The sequence below is a fragment of the Nocardioides sp. NPDC087217 genome (genome assembly GCF_044744805.1).
Taxonomy (GTDB): Bacteria; Actinomycetota; Actinomycetes; order Propionibacteriales; family Nocardioidaceae; genus Nocardioides.
Map to the genome: position 1 here is coordinate 597,047 of NZ_JBIUZB010000003.1, position 16,611 is coordinate 613,657.

The following is a 16,611-nucleotide window of genomic DNA, read 5'->3' on the forward strand; positions in this document are numbered from 1 at the left end:
CGTAAACCTTGCAGGGGGCGTCCTGCCGCACGATCTCGAGAGGCGTGCGGCAGGATATCCCTATGCAACGAGCGGGGTCCGTACTCGCCGCATCCCTCACGGGTGCGGCCATGGCGATGTCAGTGATGGGGTGCAGCGGCACCGCGCCGCGGACGAACGCGCCCAAGCCGTCCGAGAGTGCATCCGCCTCGGCCTCCGCTTCACCCTCGGCGTCGGCCTCGCCCTCCGCCGGGGCGCTCACCGAGCCCGGTGCCGACCGCAGGCTCGGTGAGACCGCGACGGTCGAGTGGGCGCCCAAGGAGGGTGTCGACGGCAAGCTCTCGATCACCGTCACCAAGCTCGAGTCGACCTCCTACAAGCAGACCTTCTCCGGTTGGAAGCTCGACGAGGCGACGCTGGCCCGCGCTCCCTACTTCGTTCGCGCCACCATCAAGAACGACGGCGATACCGACCTCGGTGGCTACGACGTACCGCTGTGGGGCCTCGACGACGAGGGCAACCTGGTCGAGGCGGCCGCGTTCAAGGAGCCGTTCAAGCCCTGCGACGGCAAGACCTTCCCCAAGCCGTTCGCCGCGGGCGACAGCGTCAACGCCTGCCTGGTCATGCTCGTCCCCGACCAGGGCAAGCTCGTCGGCGTGAGCTTCCGGCCCTACGAGGAGTTCGACCCGATCACCTGGGAGAGCGAGCCGACGCCGTACGTGGCACCGAAGCCCTCCGGATCGCCTTCCGCCTCGCCGACCTCTTGACGCCGACCGCTTGATTTCGTACGGCGCGCCGCTGGCCGGACAATGGAAGGCATGTCCCTCCCTGGCCCTCTGAAGCTCGGCAGCCTGACCGTCGACACCCCTGTGGTGCTCGCGCCGATGGCCGGTGTCACCAACGCCGCCTTCCGACGCCTGTGCGCCGAGCAGGGTGCCGGCCTCTACGTCTGCGAGATGATCACCTCCCGCGGCCTGGTCGAGGGCGACCAGCACACCAAGGACATGCTCGTCTTCGACGAGGCTGAGACCGTACGCAGCGTGCAGCTCTACGGCACCGACCCGGTCTACGTCGGCAAGGCGACCGAGATCCTCTGCGCCGAATACGGGGTGGCGCACGTCGACCTCAACTTCGGCTGCCCGGTGCCCAAGGTGACCCGCAAGGGCGGCGGGGGAGCGCTGCCCTACAAGCGCGGTCTGCTCGGCGAGATCCTGGAGCACGCCGTGCGCGCGGCGGAGCCCTACGGCGTACCGGTGACGATGAAGACCCGCAAGGGCATCGACGACGCCCACCTGACCTACATGGACGCCGGCCGGATCGCCCAGGAGAGCGGTGCCGCGGCGATCGCGCTGCACGGACGTACGGTCGCCCAGGCCTACTCCGGCACCGCCGACTGGGACGCCATCGCCGAGCTCAAGGCCTCGGTCGACATCCCGGTTCTCGGCAACGGCGACATCTGGGAGGCGGCCGACGCGATCCGGATGGTCGAGGAGACCGGTGTCGACGGTGTCGTCATCGGCCGCGGCTGCCTCGGGCGGCCCTGGCTCTTCCGTGACCTGGCGGCCGCTTTCGCCGGTGAGACGGTCAACGTTCTGCCGAATCTCGGCGAAGTGACCGACATCATGCGGCGGCATGCCGAGCTGCTCTGCGAGCACATGGGCGAGGAGCGCGGCTGCAAGGAGATCCGCAAGCACATCGCGTGGTACCTCAAGGGCTTCGGCGCCGGTGGTGAGCTGCGCCGCACCCTCGGTCTGGTGAACAGCCTCGCCGACCTCGACGAGATGCTCGCCAAGCTCGACCGGAACGAGCCTTTCCCCTCGTCACAGCTGGGTGCACCGCGTGGGCGGCAGGGTGCGCCGCGGGACAAGGTGGTCCTTCCGGAGGGGTGGCTCGACGACGCCGACGGGCGCGGCTGCGGGTTCGCCGAGAACGTGTCGGAGACCTCCGGCGGCTGAGGCTGCGGGGCCTGTTCGGACGGGTCTCGAGGCGTGTTTCGAGCCTTCGGAATCAGTCGCTCGACAGGTACAAAACTACGCAAAAACTCGGTAAGGGAATTGGAATACCCCCTGTCGTGTGTGTTGTACTCATTGCCGTGCCGAGCCCCCACCAGCACAACCCTCGACGGGTTTCATCCGTTGAAACCGTGGGAATCTCGGGCACAGACCATGTAGTCGAGCAAAGGATTGCGTGTGGCCGGCAGCCACAGAGGCGACACTCGGGCCGTCCGTAAGACCAAATCCATAGTTGTCAGCGCAGGGGTCGCGGTTCTCGCGACAGGTGCCGCCGTCGGCGCCGGAGCCGCCTTCGCGGAGCCAACCTCCTCCCTGATCGCGAAGAACGCAGGCGCTTCCCTCTCCTCGTCCACGGCCAACGTGCCGAGCACCCGTGACGACGCGCGCGTCGCCAGCGACCGTCGCGAGACCGTCGTCAGCCGTGACGGAGGCGACCGCGAGTCGGTCTCCTCGGTCGAGACGCTGACCAAGGGTCCCGAGCAGGTCGAGACCGGCACCGCCAAGGCAGTCAAGCGCTGGACCGACGAGACGCTCAACCTCTGGTCCGCCTACGGCAAGCACGCCAACCAGTCCGGTGAGATCGAGGCCGGCGAGCTGGTCTACGCGACCGGCCGCACCGAGGCCGGCCGCGACGAGATCCTCGTCGACGGCGAGGTCGCCTGGGTGACCGCCGGTCACCTCGTCGACGAGAAGCCCGAGGCCACCGGTGTCGCAGCCGGCGTCAGCACCGCCGCGTGCGGTGACCCCTCGGTCGAGAGCGGTCTGGTCTCCGACGCAGTCACGGTCTACCGCGCCGTCTGCAACGCCTTCCCCGAGGTCGAGTCCATGACGGTCGGCGGCTGGGACGGTCACGGCGAGCACTCCTCGGGCAAAGCGCTCGACTTCATGACCGGCGACAAGGCGCTCGGCGACTCGATCGCCGCCTACCTGCAGCAGCACGCTGCGGAGCTCAACCTCTACGACATCATCTGGTATCAGCGGATCTGGACGCCGGTGCGTGCCTCGGAGGGGTGGCGTTACATGGAGGACCGCGGGTCCGCCACCGCCAACCACTACGACCACGTGCACGTCTCCACCAACTGACGCTACTGGTCTCGACGACAGGTCGGCCCGGGCTCTCGAAGCCCGGGCCGACCTGCGTTTTCGCTCCGTCGGAAGATCAACAACTTCGCAAAAGTCTCCGACCCGTCGTGGGATACCCCCGCAGGTGTGTGCTTGACTCAGGCGCTGTGCCCGGGCTCACGACCCAGCTTCAGCGGAAGTGGCGATGGGTGCTCTCGGGCGATACCCCCACATTGTCGAGCGAAGGATTGCGCAGTGGCCACCAGCCACAGAGGCGATTATCGAGCTGTCCGTAGAACCAAGAACGCCGTGGCGACCGCAGGAATCGTGACGTTCGCGACCAGCGGTGCGATGGCCGCCGGGGCGGCCGCGGCGAACCCCGGCGTCGTGATCTCCGAGGTGGAGGAGAAGTCCGGACTCCGGCTGCCGTCACTGGCCGATCGGCGCATCGAGGCCGAGGCCAAGGCGACGGTGAAGGTCCCGGCGCTGCCGACGACCCCGGAGGACACCCGGATGTCGAACGACCGCCGCGAGGTCACCGGCCGGGAGGCGACGGTCAGCCGCAGCGGTGAGCGTGGGGGAGAGGCGGCGACCAATGCGCTGAGCGAGGTCGCCACGATCGAGTCGCTGATCGAGCGGCCGACGTCGGTCAGCGGCGGTGCCCAGAAGGCGGTGCTGCGCTACGTACAGGATGACGTCACCGTCTACGCCTCCTACGGAAAGCGCGCCAAGGAGCTCGGCGAGCTGAAGCTCGGGCGCGCGGTCTACTACACCGGTCGCGACGAGGGTGACCGCCAGGAGATCGTCCTGGAGGGCAACCCGGTGTGGATCCCCGAGGGCAACCTCGGCAAGACCAAGCCGGAACCCCCGCCCGAGCCCACTCCCACGCCGACCCCCACGCCCTCCCCGACGCCGTCGGAGGACGCCCCGGCAGGACTCGACTTCTCGGCCTGCGGTGACTCCTCGGTCGAGGACGGTCTGGTCCCCGACGCGGTCGACCTCTACCGCGCCGTCTGCAACGCCTTCCCCGCAGTCGCCTCCGGCACCACGTACGGCTACGACCCGCACGGCGAGCACATCAACGGCAAGGCGCTCGACTTCATGACCGACGACAAGGAGCTCGGCGACGCCATCGCCGCCTTCGTCCAGGAGCACGCCGCGGCGCTGAACATCTACGACATCATCTGGTACCAGCGCATCTGGACCCCGGTCCGGGCCGACGAGGGCTGGCGCCCGATGGAGGACCGCGGCGACCCGACCGCCAACCACTACGACCACGTGCACGTAGCCGTCAACTGAATCGCCGAGTCGGCTCGTTCTGACCGAGTACGCCGCCGAGTCGGCGCGTCATGACGCGCCGACTCGGCGGGATTTGTGGTCAGTTCGAGCCGACTCGGCGGGGCTTGTCGCTCAGAGGACCGCGCCCCGTGGCGCTACTTCCACGGTGGAGACCCCTCGTGCGTACAACAGCAGCAGTCGCTCGCCGTGCTTGCAGCGGATGACCCCGGTGTCGCTCGACAGCACGGCGGCGAGGTGGTCGATCGTCTCGGCCTCGCTCGCCGTCTCTGCGTCGTCGTAGATGACGTCCAGGCTGTCACCGCCGATGAGCCGTACGCGAAGGACGATGCCGGCCATGGTCACTGGCCGATCTCTCGCGACGTCGACATGATGTCCGCCTCTCGACCGGCACAAGAGGTGTCCGAATGGAGCCTCATCCCCGGTCAGTCACCCCAAATCTACGCCGAGTCGCCAAGGCGAGATCAGATCAGCGCGCTCAGCGGCGTCGGCTTGCGACCGCCGACCTGCTCCACGATGTCGGTGACGGTGGCGAGCTTGCCGAGGCGGGTCGCGGTGCCGAACGAGGTGAGCAGCGGGGCGATGAAGTCGGGGAGCCCGGCGGAGACCAGGCCGGCGGTGTAGGCCTCGTCATCGACCTGGACGACCTCGACCGGCTTGCCGGACTTCTCGGTGGCGAGCTCGGCCAGGTCGGCCGCGGTGTAGGCGTGCGGGCCGGTGACGTCGTACGCCTTGCCCTCGTGTCCTTCGCCCGTCAGGACCCCGGCGGCGACAGCAGCGCAGTCGGCCCGGGTGACGTAGGCCGCGCCGCCGTCGCCGAAGTTGGTGACCAGCTGCCCGGTCGCGGCGGCCTGGGCGACGGAGTCGACCTGCATGTCGGCGTAGAGGTTGTTGCGGAGCATGGTCCAGGCCAGGCCGCTCTCGCGCAGCGCCTCCTCGGTGGCGGCGTGGTCGGCGACGACGCCGGCCGGGTTGTCCGCGGTCGGCCCGGAGACCGAGGTGTAGGCCATGTGGCGCACGCCCGCCTTGACGGCCGCGTCGATGGCGGCGAGGTGGCCCTCGACACGGGCGCCGACGGCGTCGGTGGAGATCAGCAGCACGCGCTCGACGCCGGCGAAGGCCTCGACCAGCTCGTCGGGCTTGCTGAAGTCGGCGGCACGGACGTCGGCACCGCGCTCGGCGTAGTCGGCAAGCTTCGCAGGGTCGCGGGTGAGGAGCACGAGCTCGGCGGGGTCGACGGTGGTGAGGAGCTGGTCGGCGACGAGGCGGCCGAGCTGGCCGGAGGCGCCGGTGATGGCGATGGTCATGGGAGTCCTATCGGTAGTGCCGTAACTGTAATCACGGCGATGACGGTTCCATAAATGTAGTCATACCGATGGCAATAAGGCAAGATGGGGGTATGGCCGCCCCGACGAACACCCGTTTCGCGGTGGCCGTCCATGTCCTGACGTACCTCGCCTCGTGCGCTGCCGCCGGCCGCACGACCCCCGTCAGCTCCGACGAGCTCGCCGGCAGCACCGCGGTCAACCCGGTCCATGTGCGCAAGGTGCTCGGTCCGCTGCGTACGGCTGGTCTGGTTCGGTCCCGGCCCGGCGCCCACGGGGGATGGGAGCTGGCGGTCGACCCGAAGACGGTGAACCTGGCCCAGGTGTGGCAGGTGCTGCAGGGGGACGACCAGGTCCTCGGGATCCATGGCCCCAACCCCGCCTGCGCGGTGGGTGCCAACATCCAGGGTGTCCTCGTCGACCTCGATCGCCGGGTCGCCCGCGCCGTCCTCGACGAGCTCTCGGGGATCACGCTCGACGACGTGATGTCGACGGCCGGCTTCAATGCGGAGGACTTCGCGATCCTGCTGCCCTGAGGGCCGTCTCGCGCTTGACCGCAACGACCACAACGTCCGTTACGACGGCAACGTTGACCTGTGGTGCGCGTCACCCGCAGTCTCGGGTGTCACCACGTGACGGTCAGCACACGGCGTATAGAACCAGGATCGGCAATGCTCGTAGCACTCGGCTTCATGATGGTCGCCCTCTTCATGTTCCTGATCATGTCCAGACGGGCGACCCCGGTCGTCGGCCTCATCGCGGTGCCGGTGGCGTTCGGCATCGCCGCGGGCGCCGGGCTGGGCATCGGCGACATGATCGTTGACGCGGTCAAGGAGCTCGCGCCGACCGCCGCGATGCTGTTCTTCGCGATCATCTTCTTCGGGATCATGATCGACGTCGGCCTGTTCGACCCGCTGGTCAAGCTGATCCTGCGGATGGTCGGCTACGACCCGATGCGTCTGGTCGTCGGGACCGCTGTCCTCGCGATGGTCGTCTCGCTCGACGGCGACGGGTCGACCACGTTCATCATCGTGACCTCCGCGCTGCTCCCGCTCTACCTGAAGCTCGGGGTGAGCCCGGTCGTGCTCACCGTGGTGGCCGGCCTCGCCAACGGCGCGATGAACATCCTCCCGTGGGGTGGTCCGACGGCTCGCGCCGCTGCCTCGCTCGGTGTCTCCCCGTCCGACGTGTTCGTGCCGATGATCCCGTCGATGATCGCGGGTCTGGCCGTCGTGCTGGCCTTCGCCGTGCACCTGGGATACCTCGAGCGCCGCCGGATCGGCTCGCTGGAGCTGACCGAGATGACCCAGACGACCGAGGAGCGGGTGCTGGTCGGTGCCGGCGCCCCCGCCTCGGCCGCGGCTGGTGCAGGAGGCCGCTCGGGCCACGACGCGGAGAACGACGACGCCGACTGGTTCGCAGACGGGCTCGACCCGAAGCGCTCGACGCTGCGACCAGGGCTGTTCTGGTTCAACGCGCTCCTGACCGCCACGCTGCTGGTCGTCCTGGTGCTCGACATCCTGCCGATCCTGGTGCTCTTCATGGTCGCCGCCGCGATCGCGCTGGTCGTGAACTTCCCGCAGGTCAAGGAGCAGCAGGAGGCGATCACTCGGCACGCCCCGAGCATCGTGTCCGTGGTGGCGATGGTCTTCGCCGCGGCGGTGCTGACCGGAGTGTTCCAGGGGACCGGCATGGTCGAGGCGATGGCGCGATGGCTGATCGACATCATCCCGCCCGCGCTGGGCCCGCACATGGCGGTGATCGCCGGCGTACTCAGTCTTCCGTTCACCTTCTTCATGAGCAACGACGCCTTCTACTTCGGAGTCCTCCCGGTGCTCTCCGAGGCGGCCTCGACCTACGGCATCGCTCCGGAGGAGATGGCGCGCGCCTCGATCACCGGTCAGACCTTCCACATGCAGAGCCCGCTCGTGCCCGCCATCCTGCTGCTGGTGACCTTGGCGCGGGTGCCTCTCGCCGATCACCACAAGAAGGTGCTGTGGCGCGCGGCTGCGGTGTCGCTCACGATGCTGGCCATCGGGGTGCTGACCACGGCGATCCCGCTGTAGCCGATAGCCTCCTGGATGTGGAGCTATATGGGGCCGCCGACCGCGAGCGGATCGTCGCCGAGCCGCCCAAGCGGGTGGTCGCGCCGGAGCGTACGCAGTTCGAGCGCGACCGCGCCCGCGTGGTGCATGCCGCCTCGACCCGGCGGCTGGCGGCGAAGACCCAGGTCGTGGGGCCGCAGGCCGATGATTTCGTACGCAACCGGCTGACCCATTCGCTCGAGGTAGCCCAGGTCGCGCGGGATCTGTCGCGTGCCCTGAGCGGGCCGGACTCGCCGCAGCCCGACATCGCCGAGACCGCGGCCCTCGCCCACGACCTCGGGCACCCGCCGTTCGGGCACAACGGCGAGAACGTGCTTGCCGAGCAGGCGAAGGGCATCGGTGGGTTCGAGGGCAACGCGCAGACGCTGCGCATCCTGACCCGGCTGGAGGCGAAGACCTTCGACGTCGACGGGCGCTCGGTCGGGCTCAACCTGACCCGGGCGACACTGGACGCCTGCACGAAGTATCCGTGGGGCTTCGGTGAGCGCAAGGGGTCCAAGTTCGGGGTCTACGAGGACGACCTGCCGGTCTTCACCTGGCTGCGAGCGGCTGACGCCGGCCAGCGGCAGTGCGTCGAGGCGCAGATCATGGACCTCTCCGACGACGTCGCCTACTCCGTCCATGACGTCGAGGACGGCATCGTCGCCGGCAAGATCGACCTCGCCCGCCTCGACCTCGACGGGGTCGCCGCGACCGTGGCCGACTGGTACGTCCCGGGCTTCGACCGCACTCTCGCGGTCTCGACCATCGCGGACCTGAGTGCCGCCGGCTGCTGGATCCCCGAGGGCGCCGCGTACGACGCCTCTCGCCGGTCCCGGGCCATGCTCAAGAACCTGACCTCCGACATCATCGGCCGGTTCTGCGGGGCGGTGCGGGAGGCGACGTACGCCGCCGGCGGCGGTCCCTATGTCCGCTACGGCGCCGACCTGGTGGTGCCGGAGCAGACCCGTCTGGAGATCGCGCTACTGAAGGGGATCGCGGCGCACTACGTGATGCGCACCGACGAGCGGGCCGTGAAGATGGACCGCCAGCGCAACCTGCTCGGCGAACTCCTCGAGCACCTCGTCGCCACCGGGCCGGACGACCTCGACCGGCAGTTCGCCGACGACTGGCACGCCGCGGCCGACGACGCCGCCCGGCTCCGCGTCGTGATCGACCAGGTCGCCTCGCTTACCGACATCACCGCGCTGTCCTGGCACGAACGGCTCTGCCGGCGCGCGTGACCATTGCGGTCACGACATTTAAGCGCTACCTTAAATGTCGTGACCGATGCCTGGTACGCCGTCTCCGACTCCACCCGCCGCCAGATCCTGGCTCGCGTGGCCGCCGGGCCGTGCTCGGTGGGGGAGCTCACCGATGCCCTGCCGGTGAGCATGGCCGCGGTGTCCCAGCACCTCAAGATCCTGCGCGAGGCCGGGCTGGTGTCGATGACGCCGGCTGGTCGTCGCCGGATCTATCAGGCCCGGATCGAGGGCCTGGCCGAGCTGCGCGCCGAGCTGGATACCTACTGGACCCAGGCGTTGCATTCGTTCAAGCAGGTGGCTGAGGACAGCTACCGGGCAGAGACGACCGGAGCGAGGTCGGGCGGCGAGCTTGCTCGTCCGTCCGTGCCGAGCGAGAGAGTAAGCGAGCGAAGCGAGCAGAAGGAGTAGTCATGAGCACCACCCGCGACAAGACCTCCGTGGACCTGGAGATCACCGTCGACGTCCCGGTCGAGCACGCCTTCAAGGTGTTCACCGAGGACTTCGACCGGATCAAGCCGCGCGAGCACAACATGCTCCCCGTCGAGATCGCCGAGACGGTGCTGGAGCCACGGGTCGGCGGGCGCGTCTACGACCGCGGCGTCGACGGCAGCACCTGTCAGTGGGCGCGCGTCCTCGCCGTCGAACCGCCCCACCGGCTGGTGATCTCCTGGGACATCACCCCCGACTTCCAGCTCGAACCGGACCCGTCGCGCTGCAGCGAGGTCGAGTTCACCTTCACCGCGGTGGGAGCCGAACAGACCCACGTACGCCTCGAGCACCGCCACCTCGACCGGCACGGCGCCGGGTGGCAGGGGTGGCGTGACCGGGCCGCCGGATCGGACGCCTGGGGGATCTATCTGGAGCGCTTCCGGGCTCTCGCGCAGCCGTGATCGGGGTGGACCGCACGGCGCTCGCGACCGCCGAACGGAAGGATCTCGCCGACTTCCTCGAGACGCTCGAGCCGGAGCACTGGGAGCGGCCCTCGCTCTGCAGCGAGTGGACGGTGCGCGACGTCGTCGCGCACCTGATCAGCTACGAGGAGATCGGGCTGGGCGAATTCGCCGGGCGCTTCCTGCGCGCCGGGCTCCGGTTCGGCCGGATGAACGCCCGCCAGCTCGAGGAGTTCGGTGCCCGGGCTCCGGCCGAGCTGGTCGCCTACGTGCGGGCGCATGCCCGACCGTCCGGGCCGACGGCGATGGCCGATGCCAGGATCGGGCTGACCGACGGCCTCATCCACCACCAAGACATCCGCCGGGCGCTCGGACGGCCGCGCGAGGTGCCGGCCGAGCGGCTCGCGCCGGTGCTCGACTTCGCGCTGATGGCGCCGCCGCTGCCGGCCAGGCGCAACGTACGCGGCCTGCGTCTGGTGGCCACCGACCTCGCCTGGTCCCACGGGAGCGGCGAGGAGGTCAACGGGCCGGGGGAGGCGCTGCTGATGGCGGTCTGCGGGCGGGCCGTCGCCCTGCCCGAGCTCGCCGGGCCGGGGCTGGCGACGCTCGAGAGCAGGGTGCAACGTACGGGCTGAACCCGGAGCTAGGGAACGATGATCCAGAGCGCCGAGGCGATCACGAAGACCGAGAGGCCGAGGGTGGTCTCCAGGACCGTCCAGGTCTTCAGGGTGGTGATGACGTCCATCCCGAAGAAGCGGCTGACCAGCCAGAACCCGGAGTCGTTGACGTGGGAGAGGACGGTCGCGCCGGCCGCGATGGCGAAGACGAGCAGGGCGATGTCGAAGTTGCCCAGTCCTGCAGCAGCGACCTGTGCGGAGATCAGGCCGGCGGTGGTGGTCAGTGCGACGGTCGCGGAGCCCTGGGCCACCCGCAGCAGGGTCGAGATCAGGAACGCCTGCACGATGAGCGACAGCCCGAGACCGGAGAGCGAGGTGGACAGCGCCTCCCCGATACCGCTGATGCGGAGCACGCCGCCGAACATCCCGCCTGCGCCGGTGATCAGGATGATCGCGCAGATCGGGCCGAGCGCCTGGTCGAGGATGTCGCTCGCCCGGCCGATGGGGAACCGGCCGGGGGAGAGTACGAAGATCGCGACGAGCACGGTGATCAGCAGCGCGATCGGGGTCTGGCCGATGAGGATCAGTGCGCTGGCCCAGGTGGCGTCTTCGCTGACCGTCCCGGCGGCGACCAGCGTGCTGACGACCGTGTTGAGGCCGATCAGGACGAGGGGCAGAGCCAGGAGGAGCACGACGGTGGCGAACGGCGGGGGAGTGGCGTCGCTCTTCGCCGCGGCGTCCGACTCACTGCTCGCGAACACGTTGGGCGGCTCCGGGTTGTATCGGGCGCCGAGCCTGGTGCCGACGAGGTAGGCGCCGGGGAACCAGGCCAGGACGGCGACCGGCACGCCGATCAACAGGGTGAGCCCGATGTCGCCTCCCAGCTCCGTGGCCGCGGCGACCGGGCCCGGGTGAGGCGGCACGACCGCGTGCATCGCCGCGAAGCTGCCGGCGGTGGGCAGGGCGTAGACGAGGATCGAGCCGCCGAAGCGCCGTGCGACCGCGAAGATGATCGGCAGGAAGACGACCAGGCCGGCGTCGAAGAAGATCGGGAACCCGAAGATCAGCGCGGCGACGCCGAGCGCGAGCGGGGCCCGCTTCTCGCCGAACGCACCGATGAGCGTGTCGGCGAGCACCTGCGCACCACCGGTCACCTCGAGCAGCCGTCCGAGCATCACGCCGAACGCCACCAGCAGCGCAACCGAGCCGATCGTGGCGCTGAAGCCTGCCAGCATCGCCGCGGGCACGTCGGCGACCGGGATCCCGGCCGCGACCGCGGTCACCGCGCTGACCAGCACCAGCGAGATGAATGCGTGCAGCTTGACCTTGGCGATCAGGAAGAGGAGTACGGCGACCGCCACGGCGGCGATCAGGAGCATCACCCAGGTGGGGTGAGCGGGGGCCAGCGGATCCATGGCGGTCACCCTAGCGACGGGGTGTGACTGAGATCACCCCTCCCGGGGTATGGGAGAGTCTCCGGTGTGAGCGATCCCCTCGTCTGGCTGCCGTTCGACCCGTCCGAGCTGGGCAAGGTGCCCGCAGGCCTCCGCTTCGAGCTCTTCGACCACACCCGCTTCACCGGTGGCGAGGTGGAGGTGCCGGACTCAGTCGGTGAGGTGGCGTTCTACCTGCCGCCCTACATGCTCGGCTCGCGCATCTTCGACGTCGTCAGCCAGATGACCGCGCTCCAGGTGGTGCAGCTGCTCACCGCGGGGGTCGACGCCGCCCGCGGCCACATCCCGGAGGGCGTGACCCTCTGCAACGGCCGCGGCATCCACGACACCTCCACGGCCGAGCTCGCCGTCACGCTGATCCTGTCGTCGCTGCGGGGCATCCCCGGCCACGTACGCCACCAGGACGAGCACGCCTGGCGGCCGGGCTGGTTCCCGTCGCTGGCCGACAAGAGGGTCCTGATCGTCGGGTACGGCGCGATCGGCCGGGCCATCGAGGCGCGGCTGCTTCCGTTCGAGACCGAGGTGGTCGGGGTCGCGCGGACCTCGCGGGATGGCGTGCACGGCTTCGACGAGCTCGACACGCTCGTGCCCGAGGCCGACGTGATCGTGCTGGCCACGCCGCTCACCGACGAGACCCGCGGCCTCGTCGACCGCAAGTTCCTGGGGCAGATGAAGGACGGCGCGTTGCTGGTCAACGTCGCCCGTGGCGGTGTCGTCGTCACCTCGGACCTGGTCGCCGAGCTCGCCACGGAGCGGATCCACGCGGCGATCGACGTCGCCGAGACCGAGCCGCTCCCGGCGGAGAGCCCGCTGTGGAGCTCGCCCAACCTGCTCATCACCCCGCACGTCGGTGGCGCGTCGAGCGCGATGTGGCCCCGCGCCTACCGGGTCGTACGCGAGCAGCTCGAGCGGTTCGCCGCCGGTGAGCCGCTCGCGAACGTGATGTCGGGGGCCTACTGATCCGTTGATGTCGGGGTAGTCCGGTAGCGAACTGCCTATTACTCGTCAGTATTTGGGCAGTTCGCTACCGGACTACCCCGCCGCTACGGTTGCTGACATGCTGCGAATCGCGGTCGTCCAGGAGACGGCGCTGCCGGGCGATGTGGTGGCCAACGTCGCGACAGCCGCGGACCGGGTCCGCGAAGCGGCCGCGAAGGGAGCCCGACTGGTCGCGCTTCCGGAGACCTTCACGACCTCGTGGGACCTCGACGCCTTCGACGGCCCGCTGCCCTCGCTCGAGGACACCGCCTGGCTCGCCCCGGCGCAGGCCGCAGTGGACGAGGCCGGTGCGGTGCTCGTGCTCAACTCGCCCCTCGACCAGGCCGGACGACGGGCGATCACCAGCCTGGTCATCGCGCCGGGGGAGCAGCCGGTCGCGGCGTACGACAAACAGCACCTCTACCCGCCCGAGGTCGAACGTTTCGAGCCCGGCCAGCACGGTACGACGATCGAGATCGACGGCGTCCGGGTGGCCCTGTCGGTCTGCTACGACGCCAACTTCCCCGAGCACGCCGCCGCCGCGGCTGCCGACGGCGCGATCCTCTACCTCAACACCGGTGCCTACTTCCCCGGCGGTGGTCACCGGCGCGATCTGCACTACGCCGCCCGGGCGCTGGACAACTCGATGTACGTCGCCTTCGCCGGTCTCGTCGGCGGGCCGGTGGGCCTCATCGGCGGCTCCGCGGTCTACGACCCGCTCGGTAGGCCGGTCGAGCGGCTCGATGACGCCACTCCTGGGATGATCGTCGCCACGATCGACCCGGCCGAGGTCGCACGCGTCCGGGACGACCAGCGGATGTGGGCAGACCGCCGAGCCGACCTCGGCCCGCGGCGTACGCTCCGTCTCTAGCCGTCCGTCAGCCGGCATGCTCCTCGGCGACGAGCCTGCCGAAGGCGATCAACCGGTAGTCGGTGTGGAAGAGCTCGGAGCAGGTGGTGAGGGTGATCAGCCGCTGACCCTCGATCTGCTCGGGCTCCGCCCCGTCGATATCGGGGTTGTCGGGAAGCGGGTCCGTGACCCAGCCCGACGTGAACGGCACGATCAGATCGTCGCCGTCGGTCGTGAGGGCGTATATGTACGTCTTCTCCCTGGTCAGCACTCGGATCTCGTCGCCTTCGCGGAGCTCGGGGAGGTCGCGCAGCGGCTCGCCGTCGGTGATCCGGTGGCCGGCGAGCGCGAAGTTGCCGACCTCGCCGGGCCCGGCGGTGCCGGAGAAGTGGCCGACGCCGGCGCCCAGAGCCCGGTCCGAGGTGCCTTCGAGGACCGGGATCCGGTAGTCCTCGCCGAAGCGGGGGATCTCGATGAGCGCCTCGGCCGAACCGAACTCGGTCGTGGCCTCGGCCCGGCCCGAGTCCCACGCCTTCTCGATCGTCGAGGTCGCTTCCTGCTGGCGTTGCTTGCTGATGATCGTGGTGCCGTACAGCTCCCAGGCGGTGTAGCCGAGGAGCCCCACACCGGCCAGGACCATCGCGAGACCGAGCCAGAAAGTCGCCCGGCGGGCTCGCGGTCGGGTCGGCGGTCGGGCCGGTGTGGTGGTGGACATCAGGTCAAGCATCTCAGGCCGGTCCACGGCCCCGTAGGATCAGACGTTGTGGCGGGCCGCATCAAGGAGACGAGCATCCAAGAGGTGCGCGAGAAGGCGCGCCTGGACGACATCGTCTCCCAGTACGTCACGCTCCGCCGTGCGGGCCCGGGGACCTACAAGGGCCTGTGCCCGTTCCACGACGAGAAGTCGCCGTCGTTCAACGTGAACCCGTCGCGGGGCTTCTTCAAGTGCTTCGGTTGCCAAGAGGGCGGCGATGTCATCGACTTCGTGATGAAGCTCGAGGGACTCAGCTTCTTCGAGGCGGTCGAGCGGCTCGGCGACAAGGTCGGCGTGCAGGTCCAGCGCGAGGAGGGCGACGAGGCGCCGGTGCGGCGCGGCCCCGGTCGCGGCAAGCTGGTCGAGGCCCACAAGGTCGCCGCCGAGTTCTACGCCGAGCAGCTGCTGACGCCGGACGCCGTCGTCGCGCGGCAGTTCCTCGCCGAGAAGGGCTTCGACCGCGACGCGGCGCTGCACTTCGGAGTCGGCTTCTCGCCGCGCGGGGGAGAGGACCTCTACCGCCACCTGCGTGCGCGCGGGTTCTCGGACGAGGAGGTCGTCACTGCCGGCCTGGTCGCGCACGGGCGGTCGCACTACGACCGGTTCCGCGGTCGGCTGATGTGGCCGATCCGGGAGTCGGGTGGCGACGTCATCGGCTTCGGCGCGCGCCGCCTCTTCGACGACGACCGCATCGAGGCGAAGTACCTCAACACCTCCGAGACGCCGATCTACAAGAAGTCGCACGTCCTCTACGGGATCGACCTGGCCCGCAAGGAGATGGCCCGCACCCGCGAGGCCGTGATCGTGGAGGGCTACACCGACGTGATGGCCTGCCACCTCGCCGGGATCACCACCGCCGTGGCGACCTGTGGCACCGCCTTCGGTGACGACCACGCGAAGGTGCTGCGCCGGTTCATCTCCGACGACCAGCAGCTGCGTGGCGCGGTCGTGTTCACCTTCGACGGCGACGCCGCCGGTCAGGCTGCGGCGCTGAAGGCGTTCAAGGGCGACGGCAACTTCACCTCGCAGACCTACGTCGCCGTCGAGCCCGATGGCCTCGACCCCAACGACCTGCGGATCAAGAAGGGCGACGAGGCGGTCCGCGAGCTGCTCGCCAACCGCGTCCCGCTCTACGAGTTCGTGCTGCGCAACGTCGCCTCCAAGTACGACCTGGACCGTGCCGACGGGCGGGTCGATGCCCTCCGCGAGGCGGCCCCGCTGGTCGCCTCCGTGCGCGACGAGTCCAAGAAGATGGGCTTCACCCGCGACCTGGCTCGCTTCCTCGGCGTCGATCCCGACGACGCGGCCCGAGAGGTACGCCGCGCCGCGGGCCGTCCCGCGCCCTCGGCTGCTCCGTCGCGGCGCGAGCCCGCGGCCGCTCCTGAGGCTCCCGTCGCGCCGCAGCGTCCGCCCATGCCGCACCCGCGCGAGCCGCGCTTCACGGTCGAGCGCGAGACCCTGAAGCTCTTCGTGCAGCACCCGGTCGCCCTGGGACGCACCACCGGCGAGATCACCCCCGAGGCCTTCACCCACCCCCTCTACCGGGCGCTGTGGGAGATCATCGCCGGCCTCGGTGGCCCCGGTGCCGGCACCGGCGACGCCGGCTGGGCCCAGAAGCTCGGTGCCGCCGCCTCGGACCCGCTCGTCAGCCGCATCCTCGCCGAGCTCGCCGTGGAGCCGATCCCGTCCGCGAAGGAGCCGGATGCTGCGTACGTCCTGCAGTACGTCGTACGCCTCCTCGAGCTCCTCGACCAGCGCCGCATCGCCGAGGTGAAGAGCCGCTTGCAGCGCTCCGACGCAGCCGCCGACCCCGAGGCGTACAACCGTCTTTTCGCCCAGCTGGCCGCCCTCGAACAGCACCGCCGCGGCCTCCGCAACCTGGTCGCCGAGTGACGGCCTGCCGATTTCCGATCGCCGCCGCCGGGTTGCTAAGGTTTCACCCGCGCCGCAAGGTGCAATTCCCCTGTAGCTCAATTGGCAGAGCATTCGGCTGTTAACCGGAGGGTTGTTGGTTCGAGTCCAACCGGGGGAGCAAGAAAAGGGCC

Annotated in this window: 17 protein-coding genes and 1 tRNA gene; 14 read left to right on the forward strand and 4 right to left on the reverse strand. The window is 69.7% G+C overall.

Annotation, left to right across the window (positions count from 1 at the left end; all coding sequences use genetic code 11):
• Positions 1 to 62: 62 nt before the first annotated feature.
• The 4 genes from ACIO3S_RS17165 to ACIO3S_RS17180 all read left to right on the forward strand — a co-directional run bounded on the left by ACIO3S_RS17165 (position 63) and on the right by ACIO3S_RS17180 (position 4,352).
• The gene (locus ACIO3S_RS17165) at positions 63 to 746 is read left to right on the forward strand and encodes a hypothetical protein (protein WP_400465943.1); all 684 of its coding nucleotides are present in this window, start codon (positions 63 to 65) and stop codon (positions 744 to 746) included.
• 51 nt (positions 747 to 797) lie between these two features.
• Positions 798 to 1,934, forward strand: a complete 1,137-nt coding sequence (gene dusB / locus ACIO3S_RS17170; protein ID WP_400465946.1) for a tRNA dihydrouridine synthase DusB — start codon at positions 798 to 800, stop codon at positions 1,932 to 1,934.
• A 234-nt stretch (positions 1,935 to 2,168) separates the two neighbouring features.
• Positions 2,169 to 3,074 carry a mucin-2 protein gene (locus ACIO3S_RS17175; protein ID WP_400465949.1) on the forward strand — a complete coding sequence of 302 codons (906 nt, stop codon included), beginning with the start codon at positions 2,169 to 2,171 and terminating at the stop codon, positions 3,072 to 3,074.
• 288 nt (positions 3,075 to 3,362) lie between these two features.
• The gene (locus ACIO3S_RS17180) at positions 3,363 to 4,352 is read left to right on the forward strand and encodes a mucin-2 protein (protein ID WP_400465951.1); all 990 of its coding nucleotides are present in this window, start codon (positions 3,363 to 3,365) and stop codon (positions 4,350 to 4,352) included.
• A gap of 111 nt (positions 4,353 to 4,463) precedes the next feature.
• Here the strand turns inward: ACIO3S_RS17180 and ACIO3S_RS17185 are convergent, their stop codons facing one another.
• Positions 4,464 to 4,688, reverse strand: coding sequence for a hypothetical protein (locus ACIO3S_RS17185; RefSeq protein ID WP_160028332.1), 225 nt, complete (start codon positions 4,686 to 4,688; stop codon positions 4,464 to 4,466).
• Positions 4,689 to 4,813: 125 nt separating this feature from the next.
• Positions 4,814 to 5,656, reverse strand: a complete 843-nt coding sequence (locus tag ACIO3S_RS17190; RefSeq protein WP_400465954.1) for an SDR family oxidoreductase — start codon at positions 5,654 to 5,656, stop codon at positions 4,814 to 4,816.
• A gap of 92 nt (positions 5,657 to 5,748) precedes the next feature.
• On the opposite strand from ACIO3S_RS17190, the gene ACIO3S_RS17195 reads away from it, so the two are divergent.
• The 6 genes from ACIO3S_RS17195 to ACIO3S_RS17220 all read left to right on the forward strand — a co-directional run bounded on the left by ACIO3S_RS17195 (position 5,749) and on the right by ACIO3S_RS17220 (position 10,548).
• On the forward strand, positions 5,749 to 6,210 hold the full coding sequence (locus ACIO3S_RS17195) for an Rrf2 family transcriptional regulator (protein ID WP_160028336.1): 462 nt from the start codon (positions 5,749 to 5,751) through the stop codon (positions 6,208 to 6,210).
• Positions 6,211 to 6,345: 135 nt separating this feature from the next.
• Positions 6,346 to 7,740, forward strand: coding sequence for a CitMHS family transporter (locus ACIO3S_RS17200; protein WP_400465960.1), 1,395 nt, complete (start codon positions 6,346 to 6,348; stop codon positions 7,738 to 7,740).
• A gap of 17 nt (positions 7,741 to 7,757) precedes the next feature.
• Entirely contained in the window at positions 7,758 to 9,002 is a 1,245-nt protein-coding gene (locus ACIO3S_RS17205) for a deoxyguanosinetriphosphate triphosphohydrolase (RefSeq protein WP_400465963.1), read from the forward strand.
• A gap of 39 nt (positions 9,003 to 9,041) precedes the next feature.
• Positions 9,042 to 9,431 carry an ArsR/SmtB family transcription factor gene (locus ACIO3S_RS17210; protein ID WP_400465966.1) on the forward strand — a complete coding sequence of 130 codons (390 nt, stop codon included), beginning with the start codon at positions 9,042 to 9,044 and terminating at the stop codon, positions 9,429 to 9,431.
• Between the two features lie 2 nt (positions 9,432 to 9,433).
• A complete protein-coding gene (locus ACIO3S_RS17215; protein ID WP_400465969.1) occupies positions 9,434 to 9,913 on the forward strand; it encodes an SRPBCC family protein in 480 nt (159 codons plus the stop codon).
• The gene (locus ACIO3S_RS17220) at positions 9,910 to 10,548 is read left to right on the forward strand and encodes a maleylpyruvate isomerase family mycothiol-dependent enzyme (protein ID WP_400465972.1); all 639 of its coding nucleotides are present in this window, start codon (positions 9,910 to 9,912) and stop codon (positions 10,546 to 10,548) included. Before ACIO3S_RS17215 ends, ACIO3S_RS17220 begins: the two co-directional genes overlap by 4 nt.
• Before the next feature lie 8 nt (positions 10,549 to 10,556).
• Here the strand turns inward: ACIO3S_RS17220 and ACIO3S_RS17225 are convergent, their stop codons facing one another.
• Positions 10,557 to 11,945, reverse strand: coding sequence for a GntP family permease (locus ACIO3S_RS17225; protein WP_400465975.1), 1,389 nt, complete (start codon positions 11,943 to 11,945; stop codon positions 10,557 to 10,559).
• A 66-nt stretch (positions 11,946 to 12,011) separates the two neighbouring features.
• Between ACIO3S_RS17225 and ACIO3S_RS17230 the strand changes: the two genes are divergently transcribed.
• The gene (locus ACIO3S_RS17230) at positions 12,012 to 12,944 is read left to right on the forward strand and encodes a 2-hydroxyacid dehydrogenase (RefSeq protein WP_400465977.1); all 933 of its coding nucleotides are present in this window, start codon (positions 12,012 to 12,014) and stop codon (positions 12,942 to 12,944) included.
• A gap of 97 nt (positions 12,945 to 13,041) precedes the next feature.
• Positions 13,042 to 13,833 (forward strand): carbon-nitrogen hydrolase family protein, encoded by a 792-nt coding sequence (locus ACIO3S_RS17235; RefSeq protein WP_400465980.1) that lies wholly within the window; start codon positions 13,042 to 13,044, stop codon positions 13,831 to 13,833.
• Between the two features lie 7 nt (positions 13,834 to 13,840).
• Here the strand turns inward: ACIO3S_RS17235 and ACIO3S_RS17240 are convergent, their stop codons facing one another.
• Entirely contained in the window at positions 13,841 to 14,527 is a 687-nt protein-coding gene (locus tag ACIO3S_RS17240; RefSeq protein WP_400465983.1) for a class E sortase, read from the reverse strand.
• A gap of 48 nt (positions 14,528 to 14,575) precedes the next feature.
• On the opposite strand from ACIO3S_RS17240, the gene dnaG reads away from it, so the two are divergent.
• Positions 14,576 to 16,459: a DNA primase gene (gene dnaG, locus ACIO3S_RS17245; protein WP_160028354.1), complete on the forward strand. Its 1,884-nt coding sequence runs from the start codon at positions 14,576 to 14,578 to the stop codon at positions 16,457 to 16,459.
• 66 nt (positions 16,460 to 16,525) lie between these two features.
• Positions 16,526 to 16,598 (forward strand) — tRNA-Asn (locus tag ACIO3S_RS17250).
• Positions 16,599 to 16,611: the final 13 nt, after the last annotated feature.

What these genes read in the sequence shown, in the direction of transcription:
- ACIO3S_RS17165 (WP_400465943.1), top strand. Translation starts at nt 63, where the DNA reads ATGCAACGAGCGGGGTCCGTACTCGCCGCATCCCTCACGGGTGCGGCC.
- dusB (WP_400465946.1), top strand. Translation starts at nt 798, where the DNA reads ATGTCCCTCCCTGGCCCTCTGAAGCTCGGCAGCCTGACCGTCGACACC.
- ACIO3S_RS17185 (WP_160028332.1), bottom strand. Translation starts at nt 4,688, where the DNA reads ATGGCCGGCATCGTCCTTCGCGTACGGCTCATCGGCGGTGACAGCCTG.
- ACIO3S_RS17190 (WP_400465954.1), bottom strand. Translation starts at nt 5,656, where the DNA reads ATGACCATCGCCATCACCGGCGCCTCCGGCCAGCTCGGCCGCCTCGTC.
- ACIO3S_RS17195 (WP_160028336.1), top strand. Translation starts at nt 5,749, where the DNA reads ATGGCCGCCCCGACGAACACCCGTTTCGCGGTGGCCGTCCATGTCCTG.
- ACIO3S_RS17200 (WP_400465960.1), top strand. Translation starts at nt 6,346, where the DNA reads ATGCTCGTAGCACTCGGCTTCATGATGGTCGCCCTCTTCATGTTCCTG.
- ACIO3S_RS17215 (WP_400465969.1), top strand. Translation starts at nt 9,434, where the DNA reads ATGAGCACCACCCGCGACAAGACCTCCGTGGACCTGGAGATCACCGTC.
- ACIO3S_RS17225 (WP_400465975.1), bottom strand. Translation starts at nt 11,945, where the DNA reads ATGGATCCGCTGGCCCCCGCTCACCCCACCTGGGTGATGCTCCTGATC.
- ACIO3S_RS17235 (WP_400465980.1), top strand. Translation starts at nt 13,042, where the DNA reads ATGCTGCGAATCGCGGTCGTCCAGGAGACGGCGCTGCCGGGCGATGTG.
- ACIO3S_RS17240 (WP_400465983.1), bottom strand. Translation starts at nt 14,527, where the DNA reads ATGTCCACCACCACACCGGCCCGACCGCCGACCCGACCGCGAGCCCGC.